The 26,030-nt window shown below is 67.0% G+C and carries 26 protein-coding genes and 1 tRNA gene; 12 read left to right on the top strand and 15 right to left on the bottom strand.

Features of this window, described 5'->3' with window-relative positions; all coding sequences use genetic code 11:
• The first annotated feature begins 133 nt into the window (after window positions 1–133).
• Genes ABE571_RS03270 through ABE571_RS03260 form a run of 3 tightly spaced genes read left to right on the top strand, consistent with a single transcriptional unit; the run spans window position 134 to window position 2,360 of the window.
• Window positions 134–376 (top strand): PepSY domain-containing protein, encoded by a 243-nt coding sequence (locus tag ABE571_RS03270; RefSeq protein WP_313212462.1) that lies wholly within the window; start codon window positions 134–136, stop codon window positions 374–376.
• Window positions 376–1,038 (top strand): response regulator transcription factor, encoded by a 663-nt coding sequence (locus tag ABE571_RS03265; protein ID WP_346493175.1) that lies wholly within the window; start codon window positions 376–378, stop codon window positions 1,036–1,038. Before ABE571_RS03270 ends, ABE571_RS03265 begins: the two co-directional genes overlap by 1 nt.
• Complete coding sequence (locus ABE571_RS03260; protein WP_346493174.1) at window positions 1,035–2,360, top strand: ATP-binding protein; 1,326 nt, start codon at window positions 1,035–1,037, stop codon at window positions 2,358–2,360. The genes ABE571_RS03265 and ABE571_RS03260 overlap by 4 nt, the downstream gene beginning before the upstream one ends.
• Window positions 2,361–2,469: 109 nt before the next feature.
• On the opposite strand, the gene ABE571_RS03255 is transcribed toward ABE571_RS03260, so the two are convergent.
• A complete protein-coding gene (locus ABE571_RS03255; protein WP_313212454.1) occupies window positions 2,470–2,793 on the bottom strand; it encodes a DUF6122 family protein in 324 nt (107 codons plus the stop codon).
• Window positions 2,794–2,887: 94 nt separating this feature from the next.
• On the bottom strand, window positions 2,888–4,777 hold the full coding sequence (gene speA, locus ABE571_RS03250) for an arginine decarboxylase (RefSeq protein ID WP_313219397.1): 1,890 nt from the start codon (window positions 4,775–4,777) through the stop codon (window positions 2,888–2,890).
• Between the two features lie 191 nt (window positions 4,778–4,968).
• On the opposite strand from speA, the gene speE reads away from it, so the two are divergent.
• Window positions 4,969–5,823 carry a polyamine aminopropyltransferase gene (speE, locus tag ABE571_RS03245; protein WP_313212452.1) on the top strand — a complete coding sequence of 285 codons (855 nt, stop codon included), beginning with the start codon at window positions 4,969–4,971 and terminating at the stop codon, window positions 5,821–5,823.
• Between the two features lie 270 nt (window positions 5,824–6,093).
• On the opposite strand, the gene ABE571_RS03240 is transcribed toward speE, so the two are convergent.
• On the bottom strand, window positions 6,094–6,999 hold the full coding sequence (locus tag ABE571_RS03240; protein WP_172407521.1) for an aspartyl/asparaginyl beta-hydroxylase domain-containing protein: 906 nt from the start codon (window positions 6,997–6,999) through the stop codon (window positions 6,094–6,096).
• Between the two features lie 217 nt (window positions 7,000–7,216).
• Between ABE571_RS03240 and ABE571_RS03235 the strand changes: the two genes are divergently transcribed.
• Window positions 7,217–8,173: an alpha/beta hydrolase gene (locus tag ABE571_RS03235; protein WP_346493173.1), complete on the top strand. Its 957-nt coding sequence runs from the start codon at window positions 7,217–7,219 to the stop codon at window positions 8,171–8,173.
• A 200-nt stretch (window positions 8,174–8,373) separates the two neighbouring features.
• Window positions 8,374–9,027, top strand: a complete 654-nt coding sequence (locus ABE571_RS03230; protein WP_313212449.1) for an RIO1 family regulatory kinase/ATPase — start codon at window positions 8,374–8,376, stop codon at window positions 9,025–9,027.
• Window positions 9,028–9,057: 30 nt separating this feature from the next.
• Here ABE571_RS03230 and ABE571_RS03225 read toward each other — a convergent pair whose 3' ends face one another.
• Window positions 9,058–9,396, bottom strand: coding sequence for a P-II family nitrogen regulator (locus tag ABE571_RS03225; RefSeq protein WP_070472404.1), 339 nt, complete (start codon window positions 9,394–9,396; stop codon window positions 9,058–9,060).
• Window positions 9,397–9,522: 126 nt separating this feature from the next.
• Between ABE571_RS03225 and ABE571_RS03220 the strand changes: the two genes are divergently transcribed.
• A complete protein-coding gene (locus ABE571_RS03220; RefSeq protein ID WP_313212448.1) occupies window positions 9,523–9,786 on the top strand; it encodes an accessory factor UbiK family protein in 264 nt (87 codons plus the stop codon).
• A gap of 23 nt (window positions 9,787–9,809) precedes the next feature.
• Here ABE571_RS03220 and yidA read toward each other — a convergent pair whose 3' ends face one another.
• On the bottom strand, window positions 9,810–10,649 hold the full coding sequence (gene yidA, locus ABE571_RS03215; RefSeq protein WP_346481703.1) for a sugar-phosphatase: 840 nt from the start codon (window positions 10,647–10,649) through the stop codon (window positions 9,810–9,812).
• A 160-nt stretch (window positions 10,650–10,809) separates the two neighbouring features.
• Here yidA and ABE571_RS03210 point away from each other — a divergent pair, with 160 nt between their 5' ends.
• On the top strand, window positions 10,810–12,312 hold the full coding sequence (locus ABE571_RS03210) for a YifB family Mg chelatase-like AAA ATPase (RefSeq protein WP_346493172.1): 1,503 nt from the start codon (window positions 10,810–10,812) through the stop codon (window positions 12,310–12,312).
• A 31-nt stretch (window positions 12,313–12,343) separates the two neighbouring features.
• Here ABE571_RS03210 and ABE571_RS03205 read toward each other — a convergent pair whose 3' ends face one another.
• Window positions 12,344–13,294 carry a glutathione S-transferase family protein gene (locus ABE571_RS03205; protein ID WP_346493171.1) on the bottom strand — a complete coding sequence of 317 codons (951 nt, stop codon included), beginning with the start codon at window positions 13,292–13,294 and terminating at the stop codon, window positions 12,344–12,346.
• Window positions 13,295–13,489: 195 nt separating this feature from the next.
• Between ABE571_RS03205 and ABE571_RS03200 the strand changes: the two genes are divergently transcribed.
• Window positions 13,490–14,161 carry a VOC family protein gene (locus tag ABE571_RS03200; protein WP_346493170.1) on the top strand — a complete coding sequence of 224 codons (672 nt, stop codon included), beginning with the start codon at window positions 13,490–13,492 and terminating at the stop codon, window positions 14,159–14,161.
• 64 nt (window positions 14,162–14,225) lie between these two features.
• On the opposite strand, the gene ABE571_RS03195 is transcribed toward ABE571_RS03200, so the two are convergent.
• From ABE571_RS03195 to ubiA, 3 genes are all read right to left on the bottom strand, one after another.
• Window positions 14,226–14,369: a hypothetical protein gene (locus ABE571_RS03195; RefSeq protein WP_179459806.1), complete on the bottom strand. Its 144-nt coding sequence runs from the start codon at window positions 14,367–14,369 to the stop codon at window positions 14,226–14,228.
• A gap of 267 nt (window positions 14,370–14,636) precedes the next feature.
• On the bottom strand, window positions 14,637–16,061 hold the full coding sequence (locus ABE571_RS03190; protein WP_346481662.1) for a TIGR00366 family protein: 1,425 nt from the start codon (window positions 16,059–16,061) through the stop codon (window positions 14,637–14,639).
• A 206-nt stretch (window positions 16,062–16,267) separates the two neighbouring features.
• Window positions 16,268–17,161 carry a 4-hydroxybenzoate octaprenyltransferase gene (ubiA, locus tag ABE571_RS03185; protein WP_313212439.1) on the bottom strand — a complete coding sequence of 298 codons (894 nt, stop codon included), beginning with the start codon at window positions 17,159–17,161 and terminating at the stop codon, window positions 16,268–16,270.
• A gap of 158 nt (window positions 17,162–17,319) precedes the next feature.
• Between ubiA and ABE571_RS03180 the strand changes: the two genes are divergently transcribed.
• The 3 genes from ABE571_RS03180 to ABE571_RS03170 all read left to right on the top strand — a co-directional run bounded on the left by ABE571_RS03180 (window position 17,320) and on the right by ABE571_RS03170 (window position 18,664).
• Window positions 17,320–17,396 (top strand) — tRNA-Arg (locus tag ABE571_RS03180).
• Between the two features lie 153 nt (window positions 17,397–17,549).
• Window positions 17,550–18,254, top strand: a complete 705-nt coding sequence (locus ABE571_RS03175; protein ID WP_346493169.1) for a DUF433 domain-containing protein — start codon at window positions 17,550–17,552, stop codon at window positions 18,252–18,254.
• The gene (locus ABE571_RS03170) at window positions 18,251–18,664 is read left to right on the top strand and encodes a DUF5615 family PIN-like protein (RefSeq protein ID WP_346493168.1); all 414 of its coding nucleotides are present in this window, start codon (window positions 18,251–18,253) and stop codon (window positions 18,662–18,664) included. Before ABE571_RS03175 ends, ABE571_RS03170 begins: the two co-directional genes overlap by 4 nt.
• Window positions 18,665–18,799: 135 nt before the next feature.
• On the opposite strand, the gene ABE571_RS03165 is transcribed toward ABE571_RS03170, so the two are convergent.
• The 6 genes from ABE571_RS03165 to ABE571_RS03140 form a co-directional block, all read right to left on the bottom strand.
• Window positions 18,800–19,582: a SapC family protein gene (locus ABE571_RS03165; RefSeq protein WP_346493167.1), complete on the bottom strand. Its 783-nt coding sequence runs from the start codon at window positions 19,580–19,582 to the stop codon at window positions 18,800–18,802.
• 68 nt (window positions 19,583–19,650) lie between these two features.
• Window positions 19,651–21,381, bottom strand: a complete 1,731-nt coding sequence (locus ABE571_RS03160) for a putative porin (RefSeq protein WP_346493166.1) — start codon at window positions 21,379–21,381, stop codon at window positions 19,651–19,653.
• Window positions 21,382–21,431: 50 nt separating this feature from the next.
• Entirely contained in the window at window positions 21,432–22,124 is a 693-nt protein-coding gene (locus ABE571_RS03155) for an energy transducer TonB (RefSeq protein WP_346481659.1), read from the bottom strand.
• Between the two features lie 4 nt (window positions 22,125–22,128).
• Window positions 22,129–22,542 (bottom strand): biopolymer transporter ExbD, encoded by a 414-nt coding sequence (locus ABE571_RS03150; protein WP_088433529.1) that lies wholly within the window; start codon window positions 22,540–22,542, stop codon window positions 22,129–22,131.
• Window positions 22,543–22,552: 10 nt separating this feature from the next.
• Entirely contained in the window at window positions 22,553–24,364 is a 1,812-nt protein-coding gene (locus ABE571_RS03145) for a DUF2341 domain-containing protein (protein WP_346481658.1), read from the bottom strand.
• A gap of 37 nt (window positions 24,365–24,401) precedes the next feature.
• A complete protein-coding gene (locus ABE571_RS03140; protein WP_346493165.1) occupies window positions 24,402–26,024 on the bottom strand; it encodes a ShlB/FhaC/HecB family hemolysin secretion/activation protein in 1,623 nt (540 codons plus the stop codon).
• Between the last annotated feature and the right edge of the window lie 6 nt (window positions 26,025–26,030).

Here is a 26,030-nt window from a genome sequence, read left to right as displayed (position 1 = left end):
GACCATGAGGGGGACTGTTAGATACTGTTTAGACAGCCCGGGTATACCGGTGCCCGCCCTTCGCCTGCGTGCCCGCATGTCTGCCCTGTCCCTGATCCTGCCCCTGCTGCTGACCCTCGCCCCGCAGGACCCGATGCGGGTCCTCGACGGTGGCAGCCATCAGCAGGACAGCGTTCGCCAGGCGGTGCGGCAGGGCCGGTTCGTGCCGCTGGAGCAGGTCGTCGCCGACGCGCTGCGTCGCTACCCCGGCAAGCTGATCGAGGTGGAACTGGATGACGGAAAGTACGAGATCGAGATCCTTGGCCCGGAGGGCGTGGTGATGGAGTTGGATTACGATGCCGCCACCGGCCGCCTGCTGAAGATGGAAAAAGACTGATGCGCGTGCTGCTCGCCGAAGATGACGCCCTGCTCGCCAGCCGGCTGCAGACGCTGCTGGAAGAGGCCGGCTATGTGGTCATCCACAGTGCGGAGGGCCGGGATGCCGAGTACCAGGGGCAGATCGAGGACATCGCCGCGGCCGTGGTCGATCTGGGCCTGCCGGGCCTGGACGGGCTGAGCGTGATCGAACGCTGGCGCCAGGCCGGGCGCGACTTTCCGGTGCTGGTACTGACCGCCCGCGCCCGCTGGCACGACAAACTGGCCGGCTTCGATGCCGGTGCCGACGACTACCTGACCAAACCCTTCCAGCCCGAAGAACTGCTGCTGCGCCTGCGCGCCCTGATCCGCCGCAGTGCCGGTCACGCGCATCCGCGCCTGCAGTGCGGCCCGCTGGTGCTGGACGTCAACGCCGGCCGCTTCGAGCTGGACGGCTCGCCCCTGGCACTCAGCGCGCAGGAGCACCGCATCCTCAGCTACTTCATGCATCACCCGGACACGGTGTTGAGCCGTTCCCGGCTGGGCGAGAACGTCTACGAAGACGGCTTCGATCCAGATTCCAACACGCTCGATGTACTGATCGGCCGCATCCGCCGCAAGCTCGGCAGCGAGCTGATCCACACGCATCGCGGCCAGGGCTTCCGCCTCTCGGCGACGCCATGACCACCGGCTCGCTGCGCACCCGCCTGCTGGTCGCCGGTGGCCTGGGCCTGGTGCTGGTCTCGGCACTGGCCACGTGGTGGCTGGGCGCGATGTTCGAGCGTTCGGCGCGCACCGCGATGGATGAGCGCCTGGGCAACGATCTGATCGCGGTACTGGCACTGGCCGAGAGCGATGCCAACGGCCAGCTGCAGTGGCGCGACACCTTGGCCGACGAGCGCTACCGCCGTGTGTTCTCCGGCGACTACTGGCAGGTGCTGGACCCGCAGGGCCGCCCGCTGGGGCAATCGCGCTCGCTCTGGGACGGCTCGCTGGCCGCGCCGAGCGCACTGCAACCGGGGCCTGCGCAGGCCTTCGATGCTCGCGGCCCGCTGCAGCAATCCCTGCGTGTGCTGGCCCAGCAGGTCACCCTGCCCCGCGCCGCCGCGCCGGTGATCGTGATGGTCGCCACCGACCGCAGCCCGCTGGATGCCCAGGTCGCCAGCTTCCGGCAGCGCACCGCGCTTGCCTTGGCCGTGCTGATCGCGCTGTGGTTCGGCGTGCTGGTCACCCAGGTGCATTACGGCCTGCGGCCGCTGGCCGAACTGGGCCGCATTGCCGGGCAGGTCCGCAACGGCGAGAACGTACGCTTTCCGCAGCAGGGCCTGGTGAAGGAAGTCGCGCCACTGGCCGGCCAGCTCAACGCGCTGCTCGATCATCACCAGCGCATGGTGGTGCGCGCACGCCGCAGCGCCGAAGACCTCGCGCATGCGCTGAAGACGCCGCTGACCGTGCTCACCACCGAGGCCGAGGGCGACGGCAGCGACTGGCGGCAGACCCTGCGCAGCGAGACCGCGCGCATGCAGGCCAGCATCGATCGTTACCTCGCTGCAGGCCTGGGCGCGGACAGCCAGCAGCGCACGCCGGTGGCACCGGTGGTGAGCGCACTGTGCGGGCTGATGCAGCGCGTGCATACCGCGCGCGGGCTGCGTTTTGCGTGCGACAGCGACACCGCGGGTGTGTTCGCTGGTGCGCGCGAGGATCTGGAAGAGATGCTGGGCAACCTGCTCGACAATGCGGGCAAGTGGGCCGCGCAGGCAGTGCGCGTGGACGTGGCACGGGAGGGTACGCAGCTGCGCATCACCGTGGCCGATGATGGTCCGGGACTCCCGCCAGAGCAGCTGGAGCGTGTGCTGGAACGCGGCGTGCGGCTGGATGAGCGTGCTTCGGGGAGCGGCCTGGGATTGTCGATCGTGGCGGACATCGCCGAGAGTTACGGCGGGACGCTGGTGCTGGCCAATGGCGCGCCGGGGTTGCGGGCGACGTTGACGTTGCCGGCCGGCTGACCAGCCACCGGGTAGAGCCGACCGTTGGTCGGCTGCTTTTCGCGAGCACCCGAACGCGCCCAGGTTTGCGTCAGCCGACCAACGGTCGGCTCTACCGGGGACCGGTGGTTCAACGGGTCTGGTGCATCCACCAGCAATCAATGGCATCCAGCACGATGTGGATCATCAGCCCGATCCCGAACAGGCGCGTCTTCTTCGGTACACACAGCCCCGCATACACCGCGATCGCCGGTGCAGTGTGCAGCGGATGGAAACCGATGCTGCAGCGGTTAGGGGCGTAGATCGGGTCGGCCAGCAGATGGTCCAGATCGATGATCCAGCCCAGCAGCATCAGCACCCAGGCGGACATGAAACGCTTGCGCCAGAACATCCACGCCAGCACCGCCGGCACGGCTGCATGCAGGAACAGATGAAAGATCGCGCGGGCGCTCATGGGGTTTCCAGGTGCCTTGAGGGGGCCGCCAGGCAGTGCCCGACGCTACGGACGGCCGGGTGAGGCCCGAAGGCCATCACCCGTCGCCACCGGTTTACGCCAGGGGCTCGTCGGACAGGTAGGTGTAGCCGGTCAGACCCGCTTCCAATGCCTCGGACAGTTCCTGCGCGCGCTCGGGCGAGAGCTTCGCGGCCGCCACGCGCTCGGCGTAGCTGGCGCGCAGGTCGGCCAGGCTGTAGCCCACGTAGTCCAGCATCACATCGGTGGTATCCCCGCGGCGCTGCTGGGTGATCGCGTAGCCATCGGCATCGGCCAGCACTTCCACCGCGTCGGTATCACCGAACAGGTTGTGGATATCGCCCAGGATTTCCTGGTACGCGCCCACCATGAAGAACGCGATGCGGTAGCTCTCACCGGACTTCAGCGCATGCAGCGGCAGCGAGGTATCCAGGCTCTCGTTCTCGACATAGGTTTTCACCATGCCGTCCGAATCGCAGGTCATGTCCGCGATGATGCCGCGACGCTCGGGCTGCTCGTTCAGGCGCTCGATCGGCACGATCGGGAACACCTGGTCGATCGCCCACGCATCGGGAATCGACTCGAACACACTGAAGTTGACGAAATACTTGTCCACCAGGCGTTCGTTCAACTCGTCCAGCGCCGGGCGATGGCTCTTCTCGTCGTAGCTCAGGCGCGCACGCACCGCATGGGCGATGGCGTAGAACAGGTCATCGATGCGCGCACGCTGCGGCAGGTCGATCTGGCCCAGCGCATAGCTGGACAGGCCTTCGGCATGGAAGTGCTGCGCTTCCTGGAACAGCTCCACCGCCGGGCGCTCATCGAGCTCGGCGTGGATCTCACGCAGGTGGCGGATCGCCGCCGGCTCGTCGTCGTGCTGGTCCGGCACGCGGCCTTCCTGCGCCTCTTCCACCTCGGAGACGTTGGCGATCAGCACCGCGTGGTGCGCGGTCATCGCGCGGCCGCACTCGGTGACGATCCGCGGCGGGGTCAGGCCGTGCTCTTCGCAGGCATTGGCCAGCGGCTGCACGATGTTGCTGGCGTACGAATTCAGCCCGTAGTTGATCGAGCAGAAGCTGCGCGAGCGGGTGCCTTCGTAATCCACGCCCAGGCCACCACCGACGTCCACGTGGGTGATCTTCGCGCCCAGGCGCGACAGTTCCACGAAGTAGCGGGTGGCTTCGCGCATGCCATTGGCGATGTCGCGCACGTTGGAGATCTGCGAGCCCATGTGGAAATGCAGCAGGCTCAGGCAGTCGGCGTATTCGGTATCGCGCAGCGACTTCCACAGGTCCAGCAGCTGGCGCGGCGAAAGACCGAACTTGGCCTTGTCGCCACCGCTGTTCTGCCACTTGCCCGCGCCCAGCGAGGCCAGGCGCATGCGCACGCCCAGGCCCGGCTTGACGTCCAGCGCCTTGGATTCCTCCAGCACCAGCTTCAGCTCGGACGGCTTCTCGATCACGATGAAGGTCTGCAGGCCCAGCTTGCGGCCGATCAGGGCCAGGCGGATGTACTCGCGGTCCTTGTAGCCATTGCAGACGATCAGCCCGCCCGGGCGCGACAGCGCGAGCACGGCCATCAGCTCGGGCTTGCTGCCCGCTTCCAGGCCGAAACCCTCGCCGTGGTGGCTGGCCAGGGTGCCGGCCACGCCACGGTGCTGGTTGACCTTGATCGGGTACACGGCGGTGTAGCCGCCCGGGTAGTCCCAGTCGGTCTGCGCCTGCGCGAACGCGGCCTGCAGCTTGCCCAGGCGCTGGCCCAGGATATCCGGGAAGCGCACCAGCAGCGGCAGCTTGGCGCCGGCCTCGCGGGCGGCGTCCACGATCTTGGGCAATGACACCACCGGGCCGTCCTGGCCAGTCGGTCTCACCACCATGTGTCCTGCCTGATCCACGTCGAAGTAGCCATCCGCCCAATGCGGAATCGAGTAGGTCTTGCGGGCTTGGTCGAGGGACCAATCGGTCATTTCAGTGGGCCTGGTTGGTAAAAAAGGGGGTGCATGATAACGCCTATGTGGCGACAGCTCCGTTATCATGCGCGCCCGCGCCCGTGCTCAGGCTTGAAACCTGAACGGGCAACCCGTCCGGACGTGGCTTGCGCCACGCGGCACCGCCGCCAGCCCGGCTCCAACACCCTTCCGAACAGGACTGCTATTCCATGACTGACAACAACAACTGGTACATCGAGCATTTCGAGCGCACCGGCTCGGCCATCGGCTACCGCCTGACCGGCAAGCTGGATGAAGTGCAGTCGCCGTTCCAGAAGATCGAGATCTTCGCGACCACCGATTGGGGCAACCTGATGACCATCGATGGCGCCATCATGTTGACCAGCAAGGACAACTTCTTCTATCACGAGATGATCAGCCACCCGGTGCTGTTTACCCATGCCGCGCCCAAGCGCGTGGTGATCATCGGCGGCGGCGACTGCGGCACCCTGCGCGAAGTGCTCAAGCACGAAGGCGTGGAGAGCGTGACCCAGTGCGACATCGATGAGCAGGTCACCGTGATGGCCCGCAAGCACTTCCCGGAGCTGTGCGATTCCAACGACGACCCGCGCGCCGAGCTGATGTTCGACGACGGCGTGGCCTACATGGCCAACTGCCCGGCCGGCAGCGTGGACGTGGTGATCGTGGATTCGACCGATCCGGTCGGCCCGGGCGAAGGCCTGTTCAACAAGGCGTTCTACGAGAGCTGCTTCAAGGCCCTGAAGGACGACGGCATCCTGGTGCAGCAGTCCGAATCGCCGCTGATGCAGCTGGACCTGATCAACGAAATGCGCACCGAGATGGGCAAGGCCGGCTTCGGTTCGTTCAAGACCCTGCCGTTCCCGCAGCCGTGCTACCCGACCGGCTGGTGGAGCGTGACCCTGGCCCGCAAGGGCGAGAGCAGCTTCGACTTCCGCCAGGCCGATTCGGCTGGCAAGTCGTTCGACACGCTGTACTACACCGCCGCGCTGCACACCGGCGTGCTGGTCACCCCGCCCTTCGTGGCGGCGGCCCTGAAGGGCTGATGCGTCAAGCGTCGGTGTCGATCGTTGCCGCGCTTCGCGCGGTCAGCCGACCAACGGTCGGCTCTACCGGTCGGCTCTACCGGTCGCCTTCGGCCCGGGTGTTGATCGGCCGGCCCCGGCAATGAAGGGGTAGGCACCGACCGTTGGTCGGTGCGCCCTGAAACCGCGATGCATGCGGACAAACAAAAAACCCGCGCTGGCGACAGCGCGGGTTTTTTGCGTTTCCGGTAGTGCCGGCCGCTGGCCGGCAACCCCCTGAACCCCAAGGCCTCAGATCGCCCAGATCCCAGCAATCACCGCCACCACCAGGCCCCACTTGATCACCTGGTAGGCCACCACGCTGCGCTCGCGCAGCGCCTTGGCCTTCAGCCGCACCTTGTACACGCCGCCAAACGCCTTGTTGACCCCACCGGTGGGGTCGCCCGGCAGGTTCGGCGAGGCGCCACCGGCCAGCAGCGTGGACGCCACCGCGCGGTTGAACAGGCCCGGCAGGCCGAAGCGCAGCGGGCGGGCGATGTCGCAGAACAGGATCACGCGGTCGTCCGGCGTCTCGTTGTGCGCGTGGTGGATGTAGGTCTCATCGAACATCATCCACTCGCCATCACGCCAGCTCTTCTTGATGCCATCCACCACGATGTAGCAGCCATCGTCGTTCGGCGTGGCCAGGCCCAGGTGCAGACGCAGCGAGCCGGCGAAGGGATCGCGGTGCGGGCGCAGTTCGCTGCCCGAGGGCAGCTGGGCGAACATCGCCGCACGCACGTCCGGCAGTGATTCCAGCAGCGCGGTGGTCTTCGGGCACAGCGCCTTGGCCGAGGGGTGCGAGGGGCCGTACCACTTCAGATAGAAGCGCTTCCAGCCACGACGGAAGAACGAGTTGAAGCCGGCATCGTTGAACGTGCTGGACGCGGCGATCTTGTCCGCGTCGCGCAGGGCCAGCGCTTCGTCGCGGATCATCTGCCAGTTCTGGCGCAGCGGCTCGAGCTGCGGGAATTCCTTGCCCGGATCCAGGAACGGCGTGGTCGGTACCTTCGAGAACGCGTACATGATCACGTTGATCGGGGCCATGAAGCTGGAGTGGTCCAGCAGCTGGCGCGACCAGCGCGCACGCACTTTGCCGCGGTAATGGATGTACAGCACGCAGGCGATGAACAGCCCTGCCAGCACGATCTTGATCATCAGTCTTCCTCCGGCATGGCCGGACCCGAAATGGTGGGGGCGATGCACGGCAGTGACCGGCATCGATAGGGCGGCAGGAGGCGGGGACGTGCCGGGGAGGGGCGGCCGCCGATGTCGCGAGCAACAGCATATGGTCGGCAGCGCCCGCGTCGCGGTCAAGCACGAGGTGGGCGGCGTTCAGCGCAGCGTGGCTGAACAGACCGCCTAGACTGTCCCGATGCACGGTCCGGCCGCCTTCGATCCCTACCCCGCCCTCAGCCAAGCCTACCAAGGGTTTTTCGACCCGGTAGCCGGTGCTGTGGCGGCACGTGCGGAGCGCATTGAAGGTCCCTTCGGCGCGCTGCAGCTGGATCGCCATGGCCCGGCCGATGCCCCGCTGAGCGTGGTGCTGGTGCATGGCGCCGGCGGTTACGGGCGGATGTTCGCGCCCTTGGCACAGCGGCTGGCGGTGGCAGGCCATGAAGTATTGGCCCCTGATCTGCCGGGCTATGGGCTCAGCCCGGCGCCCTGGTCACAGGTGGACTACGCGGCGTGGAAGCGCAGCCTTCTGGCACTGATCGAGGCCGAGCAATCCCAACGTGCGCGGCCCTTCGTCCTGCTGGGTGCCAGCATTGGCGGCTATCTGGCGTATCTGGTGGCCGCCGAATCGCCGTGGGTGCGCGGGCTGGTGGCCACCACCCTGGCCGACCCGCGCGATCCGATCGTACAGGCCGCACTGGTGCGCCAGCCCTGGATGCGTCGGCTGCTGCCCACCCTGCGGCCCTTGAGCCGCCTCACCCGGGGCCTCCGCCTCCCCGTTCGCTGGTTTACCCACATGGACCGGATGTCGCGCGATCCCGCGCTGTCAGCGCTGGTCTGCCGCGACCCGCTGGGCGGCGGCAACCGGGTACCACTGGGCCTGCTCGCGTCCTTGTTCGACACCCCGCCGGCCGTGGAGCCTGAGCGGTTCACCCGGTGCCCGGTGCTGATGGTCCATCCCGCGTGCGACGCGTGGACGCCGGTGCAGATCAGCGACCGCTTCTTCGAGCGGCTGGCCGCGCCGCGCCAGCGGGTACTGCTGGAGGCGTGCGGTCACTTCCCGATCGAACAGCCCGGTCTGGACCAGATGCGCGACGCACTCCTGCCGTTCCTTCAACGCATTGCTCAATCGCCCGCTACCCAAGCAACTGATTGAAAACGAAATTATTCCAAACGATACAAGATTGTCCGCTTCAGCGTGACGAACTGTTCCAGGCTGCGCTACGACATTTCTCCGACATCGTCTGGATTCGTGTACTGGCGAGTACTAAAATTAACGAAATCTTTAGTTCCCCACAGTAAGCAGCACCGGTACGCCTGACGCATTGCGCCGACCGCCGGGTCGCACAGACCCCTATGAACACAATTGTTGCCCCGTGTGTCGATGACACCGCCCCCGCCGAGCTGCTCAAGCGCGGCGAACGCCTCCTGGAACCTGACGTCTACCGCACCTGCCTCAATGGCCAGCCCGCGGTGGTCAAGGATTACACCCGGTATCGCGGCACCCCGCTGTCGCCGATCGCCCGCCTGCTGGTCCGCCGCGAGGCGCGCATCCTGCAGCGCCTGAGCGGCTGGAAGCACGCGCCGGCCCTGCTCGGCACCATCGGTGGCCTCGCGCTGGGCATGGAGTTCATTCCCGGCCAGACCCTCAGCGCGGCCCAGTCGGTCGGTATCGAGGTCTTCGAGCAGCTGCAGTACGCGCTCACCCGCCTGCATGCCGCCGGCATCACCCACAACGATCTGCATGGCACCAACGTGATGGTCAGCGGTGGCGTGCCGGTGCTGGTGGATTTCACCTCGGCCTGGCGCAGCCCGCGCTGGCTGCCGGTGCACCCGGTCTCGCGCCAGCTGCGCCGCAGCGACATGAAGAACCTGCTGAAGATGCGCCAGCGCCTGACCGGCGAGCGTCCCAGCCCCTCCGAGGCGGCCCAGGTGGCCGACCCGCGCTGGGTGGCCGGCGTGCGCGTGGCCTGGAAGCGCTTCTACCGCTGGTTCAAGGGCCACGCCTGACAGCGGGCGGCCTGGGAATGCCGGCGCGCGTTACAGCGCGTCGGCGTCCAGCTCACCGGTGCGGATGCGCACCACGCTGCCCAGGTCGTACACGAACACCTTGCCGTCGCCGATCTTGCCGGTGCCGGCGGCTTTGACGATGGCTTCCACCACCTCCTCGACCTGGTTGTCGACGACGGCCACTTCGATCTTCACCTTGGGCAGGAAATCGACCACGTACTCGGCCCCGCGGTAGAGCTCGGTGTGGCCTTTCTGCCGCCCGAAGCCCTTGACCTCGGTGACCGTGATCCCGGTGACGCCGCGCTCGGCCAGCGCTTCGCGCACGTCGTCGAGCTTGAACGGCTTGACCACCGCCATGACCATCTTCATCCGTCTGCACTCCTGTCTCTCAGGCTGCGAGGATAACGCCTGTCCGCCGGTGAACGCGATGCGCGCGGTCCGTGCCGCCGGCAGCGTGGCAGCTTATCCTTGGCGCATACCCCGCGGAGCCGCAGCATGATCGACCTCAACCACCTCGATGACCTCGCCCGCCGCCTGAGCGACATGGTCCCCCCGGGCCTGCGCCAGTCGCGCGAAGAACTGCAGGCCACCTTCAAGACCGCGCTGCAGGCTGGGCTGGGCAAGCTGGACCTGGTGACCCGCGAGGAATTCGACGTGCAGCGTGCCGTGCTGCTGCGCACGCGCGAGAAGCTGGAGGCGCTGGAGAAGGTGGTGGCCGAGCTGGAAGCGCGGGGTGTATCGGCTGCGCCGCGCGAATAAGTCAGGCTCGGGCGGCGCGTTGCTTACGCGTCCTGCAGCACGAACCGCTCGATCGCCAACGCCACGCCATCGTCGGCGTTGGTCGCGGTCTCGAAGCGCGCAGTCTGCTTGACCGCCGCAATCGCGTTGCCCATGGCGACGCTGGTGCCGGCGAACTGCAGCATGGTCAGGTCGTTCTCCTGGTCGCCCACCGCCATCACGTTGGCCCGGTCCACGCCGAGGTGCGCGGCCAGCTTTTCCAGGCTCGGTCCCTTCCCGGCCCGGTGGTCGAACACCTCCAGGAAGAACGGCGCGCTCTTGAGCACCGCGAAGCGGTCAGTCAGTTCCGAGGGCAGTCGCTGGATGGCGGCATCCAGCACGGCCGGCTCATCGATCATCATCAGTTTGATGAACTGCATGGCCGGGTCCATGTCCGCCACCCGGCGATACGACAGTGGCACGTTCGACAGGTGCGAATCGGCCACCGTGTAGATACTGATGTCCTGGTTGGGCGTGTACATGCGCCGCCCATCAAGCGCCTGGAAGTGGATACCGAGCTCGCGTGAGATCCGCTCGCAGAACACGAAGTCCTCGAAACTCAGCGGAAACTCGATGACGCGCTGGCCGCTGCCGATGTTCTGCACCACGGCGCCATTGCAGGCGATGCAGTACTCCTGCTCGCCCTCGATCCCCAACTGCTGCAGGAACGGTGCCATCCCCGACACCGGGCGGCCACTGGCCAGTACCACCTGGACGCCCTGCGCGCGGGCGCGGGCGATGGCCTGCATGACCCGGGGCGTAAGCGTGTGCGCGGGATCGAGCAGGGTCCCGTCCATATCGATGGCGACCAGTTCGATGGGGCCGGAGCGGTGGTGCATATCCATGGTGTTCGACGGCGTGGTGCGTGGGGGCATCCAGTCTAGCGGGAGTGCCTGGACACTGCGCCAACGTTTGGCTACCCCACGGCGGGGCAAGCGCTGATGGATTGCGGTCTCCGTGCCCTGCCATTGTTCCTGGCATGCCGCAGACCCCGGAAACAACCGCATGAGCCTCGCGCTGGTGCACAGCCGTGCCCGCGCCGGCGTCAAAGCGCCGGCCGTGCGGATCGAGGTATTCCTGTCCGGCGGGTTGCCGCATACCCAGATCGTCGGTCTGCCGGCCGCGGCCGTGCGGGAATCACGCGACCGCGTGCGCGCCGCGCTGATCTGCGCTCGCTTCGAGTTTCCGCAGCGGCGGATCACCATCAACCTGGCCCCGGCCGATCTGCCCAAGGAGGGCGGGCGATTCGATCTGGCCATCGCGTTGGGCATCCTCGCCGCCAGCGGTCAGATCAATGCGCAGTCGCTGGACAGGTTCGAGTTCCTGGGCGAGCTGGCCCTCACCGGTGAACTGCGCGGGGTCGACGGCGTTCTGCCTGCTGCGATCGCTGCCGCCCGGGACGGCCGCAGCCTGATCGTCGCCGCCGCGAACAGCGAAGAAGCCGCGCTGGCCCAGCATGCCGACGTACGCATCGCCCGCACCCTGCTGGAGGTCTGCAGCGCCCTTGAGAGCGGTACGCTGCCACCCGCCGTGGCCGCTGACCCCCTGCCGGTCAGCATCCCCGACCTGCGCGATGTGCGCGGCCAGCTGCAGGCGCGGCGGGCGCTGGAAGTGGCCGCCGCCGGCGGACATCACCTGTTGCTGCTCGGCACGCCGGGCTGCGGCAAGACGCTGCTGGCGTCGCGTCTGCCCGGCATCCTGCCCGCGGCCAGCGAGCTCGAGGCTCTGGAAGCGGCGACCATTGCGTCATGCAGCGGCCAAGGCATTGATGCGGGGCGCTGGCGGCAGCGGCCCTATAGAGCGCCGCACCATACCGCCAGCGCGGTGGCGCTGATCGGCGGCGGCTCGCATCCCAGGCCAGGCGAGATCTCGCTGGCACACAATGGGGTGCTGTTTCTGGACGAACTCCCCGAGTGGAGCCGGCATGCACTGGAAGTCATGCGCGAGCCGATCGAATCGGGTGTTGCCGTGGTCAGCCGCGCGGCACGCACCGAGCGCTTTCCTGCCCGGTTCCAGCTCGTTGCGGCCATGAATCCGTGCCCGTGTGGCTGGGCCGGTGATCGCAGTGGGCGCTGTCTCTGCACCGAGGAGGTCATCCGTCGTTACCGCGGGCGGGTTTCCGGGCCGTTGATGGACCGCATCGACCTGCATGTGGAAGTGCCTCGGCTGGACCCGCGCGAGCTGCGCGATGACGCGCCGCTGGGTGAGGACAGCGCGAGTGTTCGTGCGCGCGTGGTGGCCGCGCGGGAGGTGCAGCTGTTGCGCAGTGGGAAGGCGAATGCACACCTGCTGCCATTCGAGCTGAGCGCGCATTGCCGGTTGTCGGAGGAGGATCAGCAGCTGCTGGAGGACGCCGTGGAGCGGTTGCAGCTGTCAGCGCGCTCGATGCATCGCATTCTGCGGGTGGCGCGCACGGTGGCGGATCTGGGTCATGCGCGGGACATCGCAACTGCGCATGTGGCGGAGGCGATCGGGTATCGGCAGCTGGATCGGGGAGGTAGCGGGTGAGGCCAGACGCCGTGATGCCCGGAATGCTGGCTCAGTATGCGCACTCCGGCCCCACCGGCACGATCCCCGACGGATTGAGATGCCGGTGACTCCCGTAATAGTGGTGCTTGATGTGCTCGAAGTTCACCGTATCCGCCACCTCCGGAATCGCCATCATCCGCGCCACGAACGCATGCAGGCCAGCGAAGTCTGCAATGCGCCGCACGTTGCACTTGAAGTGCACGTAGTACACCGAATCAAAGCGGATCAACGTCGTGAACAGACGGATATCCGCTTCCGTCATGACATCGTCCACCAGCCACTCGCTTTGCTGGAGCCGCTGATCCAACCACGTGAGCGTCTCAAACAACGGCCCAACAGCCTCTTCGTACGCCTGCTGCGTTGATGCAAAACCCGCTTGGTACACACCGTTGTTGACGGTCGCATAGACCCGCTCGTTGATCGCATCGATTTCAGCACGCAGCGCCACCGGATAGAAATCACCGGCCTTGGCACCCAGTCCGTCATACGCGGTGTTGAACATCCGGATGATGTCCGCCGATTCATTGCTGACGATCCTGCCCCGCTCGCGATCCCACAGCACCGGCACGGTCACCTTGCCGGTCATTCCCGGCTTGGCGGCGGCATAAAGTTCATGCAGATAGCGCGCACCGCGCTCTGGCTCCGGCGTCACCTGCGGGCCGGGCTCAAAGGTCCACCCCTGATCGCCCATGTGCCAGTTGACCACCGACACCGGCACCAGATCTTCCAGGCCCTTCAGCGCGCGCACCATCAGCGTGCGGTGTGCCCACGGGCAGGCGAGACTTACATACAGGCGGAACCGCCCAGGCGCAGCTTTGACACCAGGCTCGCCATTCGGGCCAGCACTGCCGTCGGCGCTCAACCAATCGCGGAAGGTGGATTCCTCGCGCTTGAAATGACCGTCCTTGTCAGCGGCACCCGCGGTGCCTTCCTGCCATGTTCCGTCGACCAGCATGCCCATCGCGGGAGTACTCCTCTGATAGCGGTGTGTGATGCGCCGGTGGTGCGTCCCGGCTTCTACAGCGTGTTGTAGCAAACGCATCGGCAATGCCCGGTGATGGGCCTTCGCAGCCGGTGCATGTTTCATGGCGTTCATCGCTGAAGCACACGCATCTGCGGCAGAATGTGGATGTATCTATGTGAGCCATCCATCACCATGCGCATCCACCAGATCGATCTTCCCGTGTCCGATGTCGCCGCTACCGTGGCGTACTTCCGCGATGAACTTCAGCTGCCGGTCGAGGGCCCGGCCGTGCGTATCGGCTGGAGCACCCTGCAGCTGCACCCCGCCGGATCGAATCCGGTCGGCGGTGTGCATCTGGCCTTCAACGTCCCGGCCAATCGCTTCGAAGCGGCCACCGACTGGCTGAAAGCACGCGCCATCCTGCAGCGCGATCTGAAGGGCCATGACCATTTCACCTTCGATGGTCGCTGGGATTCCGAATCGATCTATTTCACCGGGCCGGACGGCCTGATCCTGGAATTGATCGCGCGGCGGCGCTTGCCTGCCGGCGTGCGTCAGGGCGAGTTCCATGGCAGCGAGATGACCTGCATCAGCGAGGTTGGCCTGCCCGCTGAAGACGTGGGTGAGGTGCAGGCAAACGCACAGAACGCCTTCGGGCTGGCGCCGTTGTCACAGCCGACGCCGCACTTCGCACCGCTCGGCGATGATGAAGGCCTGTTGATCGTGGTCGATGCCACGCGCCGCTGGTTTCCCGAGCAGAAAGTGCTGCCGAATGCGCGCGGCATCCGCGTCGTGCTGCATGACGTGGTGCCTGGCGCCGTTGTCGAAGACCACGCACTGGGCTGGCACCTGCGCTCGGCCTGAGCAGGCCCGGACGAACGAAGCCCCGCCGGAGCGGGGCTTCAGTTCACACAACAGCCGGCTGGGCTCACTCTTCCTCGTCCTGCTGGCCGCCCTGCTGCTGGTTCTGGTTGCGCTGCTGCTGTTCCTGCTGCTGTTGCTGCTGCTGGTCGCGACCGCGTTCCTGCTGCTCACCGCGCTGATTCGGGTTCTGCTGGTTCTGCTGAGCCATCTCGATTCTCCGGTTGCCGCAAACGGAATGTCGCGGTCGGGGCCATCCTCTGCAGCGGCAGGTTAACGACGTGTGCGGGTTTGCATACGGAAACGTCAACGCGTCCGTTCCGACGTTTCCTGCCGTGCGGGAGCCCGTGTCGCAGTAAGCGTTGGCCTGCATATGAACGGTTCGAATTCCCTTATGCCGCTACGCGCCAACCGGCTTGCCGTGCGACTGAACAGGCCATCCCGGCACCGCCCGGTGCGGATGACGCGCAGATGACGATCACGGCATCACCGGCGGCACGTAAGTCAGCGTCATGCCGAGCAGCCACAGCAGGCCGAGCACCAGCGGGATGTGCACCAGCAGCTGGATGAAGGTGAAGCCGACGATGTCGCGCGCCTTCAGGCCGAGCACGCCCAGCAGCGGCAGCATCCAGAACGGGTTGATCAGGTTCGGCAGCGCCTCGGCGGCGTTGTAGACCTGCACCGCCCAGCCCAGGTGGGCCTTGAGTTCGTTGGCCGCCTGCATCACGTACGGCGCCTCAATGATCCACTTGCCGCCGCCGGAGGGCACGAAGAAGCCGAGCACCGCCGAGTAGACGCCCATCACCAGCGCGAAGGTGTCGGTGGTAGCGATGTGCACGAACAGCGTGGAGAGGCGATGGGCGAGGGTCTCATCGCCACTGCCGGTGGCGTGGGTGAGGATCATCGCGATGCCGCCGTACAGCGGGAACTGGATCAGCACGCCGGTGGTGCTGGGGACGGCCTTGGCCACCGCGTTGAGGAAGCTGCGCGGGCGCCAGTGCAGCAGCAGGCCGAGCGAGATGAACAGGAAGTTGTAGGTGTTGAGGTTGGCGATGGCGGTGACCACCGGTTTGCTGGCGAACTCGCCGAACAACCAGCCGAACGCGAGCAGCGAGAGCAACACCGTCAGCAGCGGGCTGTACTCCAGCCACTCGCCCGGGCGGGTGCGCGGCTGCAGCGGCTCGGCCTCGGCGCGGGCAGCGCCTTCGAAGTCCTTGGCGGTGCGCGCAGTGGCGGCGCCGGGCGCGGTCAGCCAGGCAATCAGCAGCGACACCAGGATCAGTGCGGATGTCAGCGCGATCGACTGCCACAGGAAGATGGTTTCGGTGAAAGGCAGCACGCCGGTGATTTCCACCAGGCCGGGCGGCATGCTCGCCGGGTTGGCCTGCAGCTGGGCGGCCGAGGAGCTCAGGCCCATCGCCCAGACCGCGCCGAGGCCAAGGTAGGCCGAGGCACCGGCGGCGCGGTAGTCCATGTTGAGTGCTTGGCGACGCGCCAGTGCGCGCACCAGCAGGCCGCCGAACACCAGCGAGAAGCCCCAGCTCAGCAGCGAGGCGAGCATGCTGATCAGGCCGACATAGACCACCGCGCCACGGCCGGTCTTGGGCACACGGGCCAGCAGTTCGATGAAGCGCGCGACGATCGGCGCGGTAGCGACCGCATAGCCGCCGATGACCACGAAGGCCATCTGCATGGTGAAGGGGATCAGGCTCCAGAAGCCCTCGCCGAAGGCGGTGGCGGTGGCCTGCGGGGTCGCGCCGAAGCCCATCGCGGCGGCGGCGACGATGACCACGCCGAGCACCGCGAACACGTAGGCGTCGGGGAACCATTTTTCCGCCCAGGCCGCCGAGCGCAGTGCCGCGCGCGCCATCCAGCCGTCCTGTACCACCGTCGACGTGTTCATCGTCCCGCCCTCCCCGATCATTCAATGGGAGGGATTCTGGGCGTTGGGCGCGGCGCTGTCAGTCGCCTAATGGTCGTAGTGCCGGGCGCTGCCCGGCTCTGCGAGGGGGTCGGGCGCCGGCCAGCGGCCGGCACTACCCATGTGCGCGTTACCGGACATCACCGTGCGCTCGACGGTAGCACCCGACCGTTGGTCGGGTGGCCCCCTCAGCGCACCGCCAACGACACCGCGATGCCGGCGAACAGCGCGGCGCCGACCCAGTTGTTGTGCAGGAAGGCCTTGAAGCACGGATCGCGCTCGCGCTTGCGGGCGATCCAGAACTCGTAGGCGATCAACCCTGCGGCCACGCCGACGCCGAGGCCGTAATAGACCCCCAGCCCGGCGCGCAGGCCGACCAGCGCCATCGTGCCCAGGAACAGCGCGTAGAGAATGCCCTGGATGACCAGGTCCAGATCCCCGAACAGGATCGCGGTGGAGTGCGAGCCCATCTTCAGGTCGTCATCGCGGTCAACCATGGCGTACCAGGTGTCATACGCGGTCGACCACAGGATGTTGGCGCCGTAGAGCAGCCAGCCGATCACCGGCACCTCGCCCTGCACGGCGGCAAAGGCCATCGGGATGCCCCAGCCGAAGGCCATGCCGAGATAGACCTGCGGCAGGTGGGTGTAGCGCTTGAGGTAGGGGTAGCTGGCGGCCAGGAACACGCCGATGAAGCTCATGCCGATGGTGAGCCAGTTCAGGGTCAGCACCAGGGCGAAGGCGACGATCATCAGCCCGGCGAACAGGGCCAGCGCCTCGCGCCCGGAGACAGCGCCGCTGGCCAGCGGGCGGTCCTTGGTGCGCTTGACGTGCGGGTCCAGCCAGCGGTCGGCGTAATCGTTGATCACGCAGCCGGCCGAGCGGGTCAGCCAGACGCCGGCGGTGAACACGAACAGCGTCCACAGCGGCGGCAGCCCGCCCGAGGCCAGCCACAGCGCCCACCAGGTGGGCCAGAGCAGCAGCAGGGTGCCGATCGGACGGTCGGCGCGCATCAACTTCCAGTAGTGCCGCCAGCGCGACGGGGGCGCCGCCTCGGGCGCCTCAAAACGTTCGTAAGCCATCGGTAAAGGATACCGCCTGGGCTGGCCGGGCGCGCCGTCGCCCGGCGCATCGGTGCGGGGGGCAGACCTGCGCGGCGTTTACGGATAGAATGCTCCTCCCGCGCCGCTTTGGCGGTCCGTGGCCCCATCAGGCGGCCCGGCGGGACGCAGGACACAACGCGCTCGTAGCTCAGCCGGATAGAGTAGTGGCTTCCGAAGCCATTGGTCGGGGGTTCGAATCCCTCCGGGCGCACCATCCTCGCCACGCTTTTGGCTGTGCGTGCCAGTCAGAGACCTGCCGCTCCCGATACCGCCATAGCCGGCATTCCGTCGTATCGGTTGTGATGCGCACGTCCCAAGTTGGGCTCCAGGCACCTCCGTGCTGCCAGACATTGAGTAGACTCATCCCATGGGAACCGCTCTGCCAGCGCAGGAGACTTTCGGCCTTGGCCTGTACTCGTATGCGGATGCCGCACGGTTCATCGGTGGCAAACCAAGCGAGTTGCGACGCTGGCTGAAAGGCTATTCAAGTCGTCAGGGAGAGCAGAGCGCTCTGCATGCCCCACTCTGGCCGCCACAATGGGCTGGTAGCGGAATTGACGGGATTGGGTTCCGCGATCTGATCGAACTTCGCTTTGTCAGGACCTTCGTAGCATGCGGCGTGCCGTTGAATCTTGTCCGGCGCACGATAGAGGAACTGCACGAGCGGCTCGGCAAGCAGTACCCGTTTACCAGCACCACGTTCAAAACTGACGGGCGCCGTATCTTCATGGAACTGCTCGATGGGAGTGGTGATGCCGCCCTGGTTGACGTGGTCAGGCGTCAGGACGTGATGAAGAAGATCATCGCCCCTTCACTGCGCGAGGGCGTCGAACTCAGCGTCGACGACAAGGCGGCACGGTGGTTCCCGATGAAGGGCTCTCGCGCCGTGGTCTTCGACCCGGAGCGCAGTTTCGGCCAACCCATCCTTGAACAGTCTGGCGTGCCGACCATCGCCATCGTGGAAGCACTGCGTGCCGCAGATGGCGATGAACATCGTATCGCTCGACTTTACGATGTGCCGCTGGCAGAAGTGCGCAAAGCCGTTGCCTTCGAGAGGCAGGTCGCGCCTTGAGGGCGCAGATTGACGAGAATCTGCCGCCGGCTCTGGCCAGGGCCATCGATTCGATTGCCCGCGTTGACGGTCATGAAGTCGTACACGTCCGCGATTTCGTATCCAAGGGAACAAAGGATCTGGCGCTTTTTGACGAAGCCATTCGCCGCGGCATATCCGTACACGTCACCCAGGATCATCATCATCGTCGGCCTGCCGAACGGGAAGCGATAGCACGGCTGGGTTTGACGGTATTCGTACTAGCCAAAGGCTGGCATACGCTGAGCCCTTACGATTTTGCAGCAAGATTGCTGGAGTGGTGGCCCAAGATGATGCAGTTGGCGGAGCTCACCAGTGCAGGCTCGCTGTTCAAGATCCCGCACCTGCGAGCGTCGAGCGGCCGAATCAGTCCGATTAAATCGACGCGATAGTCTGCTCGCCGTTCATTGCAGGACCGCGCCCCAGAACGCACCGGATCGGGTGCCGCACAGATGACGCCACTCGAAGGGCTGGTCTTCCCACCGGCCTGGAGTGACGGCACCTGCACGGCGCCCCGGTAGAACAGGTCAGCCTGTGGCGAGGTCGGCGAAGCGACCCAGCGAAGCCAGGTGGAAATACACTGGCGCCAGCCAGCCCTGGCGATGCCAGTGCACGAGGGTGGCATCCGGCAGCGCATCCAGACGCGCGGGATCGACGACATGGAAGCCCTGCAGGCTGTGGCGGCGGCCATCGGCGAGGACCACGTCAACCTGGCGCTCGATCAGCACGCCGGCCTCGGCCAGGGCGGCACTGAAGGCGCGGGTGGCGATGTCTTCGCGGGTGAAGGCTTCGCAGAACTGCAGGGCATGACGCGTCATCGCCGAAGGCTGGTCGCCCTCGAACAGCGGCAGCCCTTCCTCGCCCTCCTGCACGATCATGTCCGCATCGGCATCGATGGCCAGCACGTAGCCGTCCGGCTCGCTGGTGCGCGCGAACACGAACGGGTAGCGCCGCACGTAGGCGGGAATGTAGGCGCCGGCCTGCCATTGGTCGGCGATGACGAAGCGGTTCTGCTCCGCCTCCAGGCCGAGCACGGCGATCGGCAGATGATCGGGACCGGCGAAGACCAGCGGATACGCGCGCGAGGCCGCGGCGAATTCCCCGATCATCACTGGAATCGAGTGACTGCCGGCGGCGAACGCGGCGCCGGTCTGGCGCACGCGCCAGTGGGCATGAAGCTGCGACGACAGCACGACCGGGCGGCGGTAGAGCATGGGCCAGCTGGCCGGCGGCGTGATGCTGTCGGCCGCTGCCGAGACGGCATCGACGTCGTCGCCGGCATCCGGCGCGAGGGAAGTGTCGGTGTTCATGGTGAAAATCCAATGTGGGGCAGCAAGGGAGGCGGCACGCCGCCTCCCGGAGACAGGCGTTGCGTCGGTCAGAAGCCTGCGTTGACTTCCAGCTGGAAGACGTCGATCGACAACGGGGCGCCGGTGACCTCCTTGGCGGCCATCCAGCGCCCGGTCAGCCACACGTTCCGGTCGAACATGTAGGAGCTGCTCAGGTAGTAGCCCTTGGCATTGGTGCCACCGAGGTGGAAGTTGGAATCGTTGTAGGCATCGGGCAGCGCATCGCCTTCCAGGCGTTTGTAGCCCACCGCCAGGTTCCAGTCGCCGGCCTGCTTCATCACCAGCTGGCCGAAGGTCGCCTGCGCCATGTACGCCATGTCACCGCTCTGGATGTCCTGCGGCCCGGCCACGCCGTTGGCGGCAGTGCCCAGGTTGGTGACGATGCCGCCCTGCGCGCGTTCCCACATGCGGTTGGGATCGTAGGCCAGGTTCTTGATCGCGTGCCCTTCCAGGCGCAGGGCATTGCCCGCGAACAGCGGCGTTTCCCAGGCCAGGTTGAGGTCAAGCAGTTCGAACTCCGAGGCCAGGCCGACGTACTGCGGCATCGGGGTGTTGGCCGGGTCGAGTGGATTGAGCGCGATGTTCCGCAGCAGCATCAGCGTGTTGCCCTTCTGCATGAACGCAGGGCGCGACCAGTCGCTGCTGCAGAAATCCGCACCGGCATACAGCGCGCACGGCTGCGAGTACTCGCCGGCGGTGTTGCGGAAATCGTAGTAGCCCACCGCGGCGCGCAGTTTCTGCGCATCGCCGAACTGCCACTCGGCGCCGACCTGCACGCCGTTGAGCCACTTGTTCTCGCTCTTCATCTTGTCCTGGCTGGTGTTCGGGAAGCTGTCGGAGGAGTACTCCAACGGCGTCAGGCCCAGCGTGGCGAACAAGGACAGGCCGTCATCGCCGATCGGCTGCGCGTACTTGAACGCCAGGCCATCGAAGTTGAGGTCGTTGGAGAACAGCGTGTCGGTGGACCAGTACGGATTGCCGAAGCGGCCACCGAGGATGTCCAGGCCCGCCACCGGCGACCACGACAGCCATGCCTGGTCGAGCCAGGCGTCTTTTTTGGCCAGGCCACCGCCCAGCGTCTGGGTGGAGGACACCGGGCCGTTGTCGTTGCCGGTCGCCAGGCGCACGCCGGCACGGGTGTGCTCACCCAGTTCGGCGATCACGCCCAGGCGTGCGCGGATCCGCCAGGAATTGTTGCGGTCCTGGCGGGTATTGCGCAGCGGCGGCAGATCCAGGTTGGTGTTGCCGTTGACGTCGTAGCCGTTGCCGGCGTTGATCCGCGCCCAGTCCACTTCGATGTCGCTGTTGCGCTCGGAATACAGGCGGCTCTCGTTGCGCACGCGCACGTCACCCTGCACGCGCAGGCGCTGGGTCCACTCGGGCACCTGGTCCGGCGCCGCCCAACGCTCGGCCTTGGCCTCGGCCATGACGCTGGCCTTGACCTCTTCGCGGATCTCATCGCGCACGGTCTGCGGGATGTAGGGCACGCGCACGTCACCGGGCTGCGCGGCGATCGCGGTGGACGCCGGCGCTGCGGGAGCTGCGGCCGATTCGCGCTGCGCCTCCAGCAACAGCGCCTGGCCGGCCTCGGGCTTGAGCGCACCGCTGTCCATCAGGCCGCGGATCAGCTTGATCATGGTGCTCTCGCCGCCCGTGGCCTGGGCGTGGGCACCGCCGCTGACCAGGACCAGGGCGACACCGGTGGCGATGGCGGTGCTGCGCAGTCCCAGCAGCGCGGAGTGGAGGGTTGAACGGGTCATCGGCTTGCTCGCAGAAAGGAAAGATCAGGGAAGAAGAAAGACAGCGCAGCTCATCCGGCCGGGCGACGGCCCTGCACCAGCACGCGCGCGGGGAAGCTCAACGACGCCGGTGGCCGCTCGTCGATGCGGCCGATCGCGCGGATCGCCTGCAGCACCGCTTCATCGGCTTCGGTGTTGCCGCTGCCGCGCGCGAGCTCGACGCGGGTCACCTGCCCGGCCTCGTCCAGCCAGACGTTGACGGTCAGCTGGAAGGCCAGGCGCTGCACCTTCGGGTCGCGCGCCACGGCCTGTTGCAGCACGTAGCCCAGGTAACGCCCGTAACTCGCGTTGCCGGCGCCACCGGCACCGACGCCACTGCGCCCGCCGCCGGAACCGGACTGGATACCGAAGCTGTCGCCGCCGGCCTGCGCGTCGGCATCCATCGTCACCGGGTCGGCGGTGTCGGGCGTCGGCGCTTCTTCGGTGGGCTTGGGCACCTCGTCCAGCGGCTCGGGCTCGGGCATGACCTCTTCAGGGGTCACCTCCGGCTCGGGCTCGGGCTCCGGTGGGGGCGGCGGCGGTGGCGGCGGCAACATCACCATCGGGATCTCGGCCACGGGCCGGCGCGTACTGGCGGTGTCCTTGAACAGCAGGTACCAGAGGAGCAACGCCACGGCCGCCAGGCCGACGAGCAACGCCGCCACGGGCCACCAGCGGCGCCACGCGGGCACGCTGTCACCGCTGCGGGAGTGGAGGGAAGTCACGCCCTCACCCCTGCACTTTGCCGGTGACCAGGCCGACCTGGGTCAGCTCGATCTTGCGCAGCAGGTCGAGCACTTCGACCACACGCGCGTACTGCACCTGCGCATCGCCGCGCACGATCACCGGGATATCCGGGTTCAGTGCCTTCTCCGTGCGCAGGCGATCCTCCAGCTCGGCCAGGCTGACCGGGTAGGCGTCCAGGAAGATCTGGCCGGCGTTGTCCACCGTGATCGCCTTGGTCTTGGGCTTCTCCAGCGCCATGCTGGAACTGGCCTTCGGCAGGTTGACCTCGATCCCGGGAATGGTGGCGTTGCTGGTGAGGATGAAGATCACCAGCACCACCAGCAGCACGTCCACGAACGGGGTGACGTTGATGCCTTTCTCGCGTTTCTTGATGCCGAACCGCTTTGCCCTGGCCATGGTGGTCTCCTCAGGCCAGCGCCGGGCGCGCTGCGGCGGCCGGTGCGGTGCGATCGAACTCTTCGGCCAGGCGCGCGGTGAACTCATCGACGAACACCGACATGTCCGCCGCGATCGCTTCAGCGCGCGAGGCCAGCCAGTTGTAGCCAAACAGCGCCGGGATCGCGACGCCCAGGCCGGCAGCAGTACACAGCAAGGCGGCTGCCATGCCCGGGGCCACCGAATTGATGTCCACCGCGCCGGCCATCGCCGCCACCGCAAACACCAGCATGATGCCGATCACGGTGCCGAACAGGCCGATGTACGGCGCGCCTTCGATCGTGGTGGACAGCCAGTTCATGCGCTTGGACATGCGCTCGGTCTCGCGCGTGACTTCGGCATCCATCGAGGCGCGGATCGAGGTGATCGCCGCGGCGGTGAGACCATGGTGGTGCGAGCCGCGTCCGTCCATTTCTTCCATGGCGATGCGGTACAGCCGCCACAGCGTGGAGTTGTCGCGAATCTGCGGGGCCAAGCTGCCGGTGCGTTCCAGTGCCTGCAGCGAAGCGACCGGTGCACCGGTGACCTTCTTGTACTGGACGGTGAAGGCCTCGTTGGCCTTGGCCACGGTGCCAAAATAGCGGCTCTTGGCGATCATGATCGCCCACGACAGCAGCAGCATCAGGCCCAGCACGATCACCACCACCCAGGCATCGACCGGCATCGCCTTGAGGATGAAACCGAAGTGGCTCACGCCGGCCGACTGCTCGTCTTCGCCGAAGGCGATCAGGCGCGACTCGGCGCCCTGCGCGGTGGCATCGGCCAGCAGCGCGGTGGCCGGGCGGGCCACCTTGGACACACGCACTTCATCGATCACACCGAGGAACGGCTGCGCGGCCGGAATGGCAGCCGCATCGCCCGCCGCACCCGCGGCGAGTGCATCGCCACCGAGCAGGGCCTCACCGGTGAAGGCCGGCAGGCCGGTGGCCAGACGTACCGCTTCGCGGCCGGCGACGTAAAGGATCACGGCATTTTCGCTGCTGGTCACCGCCACGTGTGCCCACTGGCCCGCCACCAGTGCCGGAATCGGCTGGCTGCGCTGCTCGTTGACGCGCACGTAGGGCACGCCGTTGTCGAGGCCGACGAGGAAGACGTTGTCGCCTTCGCGACGGGCATAGATTGCCTGGTCCGGGCCGAGCTGGTCCGGCTTGATCCAGGCCGAAACGGTCATCGCACCGTTGGCAGCCACCGCCAGCGACGGTGCACCCGGCAGATGCAGCGGCGTGCCGGCCAGTTGGGCACCGCGGCCGATGATCGCGCCGTCGGCAGGCTTGAACTCACCGGTGAGCGTATTGACGTACGCGGTGGTGTCGCGCGCCTCGGTGCCGCTGTCGGCGAAGTGGTAGACCGCGCTGTAGTCCGGATCGAACACGCGCTGGCCATTGGCCGCCGCCGGCGCGCCGGCGTTGCCGTAGTACATCCAGATCGTCTGCGCCGCGGTACCGCTGATCGTGGGCACATCCACCCAGATCAGGGCCATGCCCAGCGCCGCGTCGTACTGCTCGACCTGGTGGTTGAGCACCGTGTGGCCATCGGCCCCGACGAAGCGCAGGTCGTTGCCGCCCTCGGCAACGCCATCAAAGGCGAAGTTGCCGGTGTGCAGGCGGATGAGCACGGGGGTGCGCCCGAGATTGCCGCCCAGGGCGGCACCGTTGGGGCTGGCATCGAGCGTGATCGGTTTGCGGTACTTCCAATCGGCCTGCCACCACGCGGTTTCCGCGTGGGCGACGCCGAGCGTGGACATGCTCAGACAGAACAACAACAGGGCAAGAAGGCGTTGCATGGACGGTATCTCCGGAAAATGCTTGGGAAAGTCAGGCTCAGTAGCTGGCGCCGACGCTCAGGTGCAGGCGGTTGGCATCTTTGGTCGTGGTCGGGCCGTCGCGCAGCGTCCGGCCGTAGTCGAAGCGGAGGTTGTAGTGCTCACCGATGCGCAGGCTGCTGCCCACGCCGATGGCGCTCATCGCGGCGCTGTCGGCCTGCTCAGGCAGCGGCCGGCGCAGGCCCAGCCAGGCGCCATCGAGGAAGCCGTAGAAGCGCCAGTCCTGCAGGCCCCACAGGCCAAGCGGACGCGTGCGCCATTCCAGCGTGGCCAACGCGCCGTAATCGCCGATGCCTTCGGCCGAGCGGTAGCCGCGGGTGGTGAACATGCCGCCGGCAGCGAACTGCTCGCCGGAGACCAGCGGCTGGTCAGTCATCTGCGCCGAAAGCCGCGCGAACCACTGCGCACCACTCTCCAGCGTGTAGGTATCACTCAGCTCCAGCTTGAGCGCGAAGAAGCTGGGATCGGCATACGCGCGCTTCCAGTCGAACTCGTCATCGGTACTGCCATAGCCGAACAGGCTGCGCGCACCGAACACCGCCTGCACGCCCACATTGAGCTGGTGCTTGGTGCCCTGGCGGAAGCCGCTGTAGGCCACGGTGACCGGCGCGTATTTGAGCGGGGCGAAGTCCGAGGCCTGGCCGACCATCGCCACCGATTCGTCCAGGTCCTTGAAGTCGACACCGGCCGAGAGCTGGTGCCACCAGGCGCCCGTCATCGGGAAGGTGTGGCTGAGCTTGACGCCGACCGCGTGGCCCTTGCCGGTGACATTGGTCTGGCCGGTGGACACCACGTTGCTGTCGGAGCGGTAGCCGGAGAAATCCAGCATCCAGTCCGGGCTGCCCAGCGGCAGACCGTAGGCACCGGACCACACGTTGGCCTGGTCCAGGTCCTGCGGCGCGGCGAAGAACGTCAGCGAGGCGGTGTGCTCGCGCTGCCAGAGGTTGTCGTGGCCGACCGTGAGGATGCTGCGCAGTGGCTCGGTGTCCACGCTGTGGTCGTTGTTGAGCGTGGCGCTGTAGCGCCAGGGGGACGTGTCATCGACCTTGAGCTCCACATCCATCGTGCCCTCAGCGGCGCCGGGCTTGACCAGCGGCACCACCTGACGCTTGCCGCCTCGGTTGAGTTCGGTCAGCTGCGCCTGCGCGCGTTCGAAGTCCGGCACGGCGCCGGCCTGCAGCGCCGGCACGCGCTCGGCCAGGCGCGCGGGATCGTTGTGCTCGGCCCCGACCACCTTGACCTGGCCGATGCGGGTCTCGGTGACCTGCAGGATCACCACGCCACCGCTGACCTGCTGCTCGGGCAGATCCACATACACAGACTGGTAGCCCTTGCCCTGGTAGGCCGACTGCAGCGCCACGCGCGCCGCTTCGACATCCTGCAGGGTGCGGTCCGGGCCGAGATGCGGGGAGACCGCCTGCTCGATATCGCGCGCGCCGAGCACGGTGTTGCCGCGCACCAGGTACTCGTTGATGTTGACGCGGGCAGCCGGGGCGGCCGCGGCCGCCATCGGGGCAGCGTCGGCATCGGCAGGCGCGGTCTGCGCGTTGGCCAGCGAGATCGCGCAGAGCAGGCCCAGTGGCAGGGATGCCCGTGCCAGCGCCGGGGAGATTGAAGACATCAGTGG

The sequence above is a fragment of the Stenotrophomonas sp. TWI273 genome, assembly GCF_039674765.1.
Lineage (GTDB): Bacteria > Pseudomonadota > Gammaproteobacteria > Xanthomonadales > Xanthomonadaceae > Stenotrophomonas.
The sequence above is the reverse complement of the archived record's forward strand: the minus strand, read 5'-3'. Positions and strand labels throughout refer to the sequence as shown.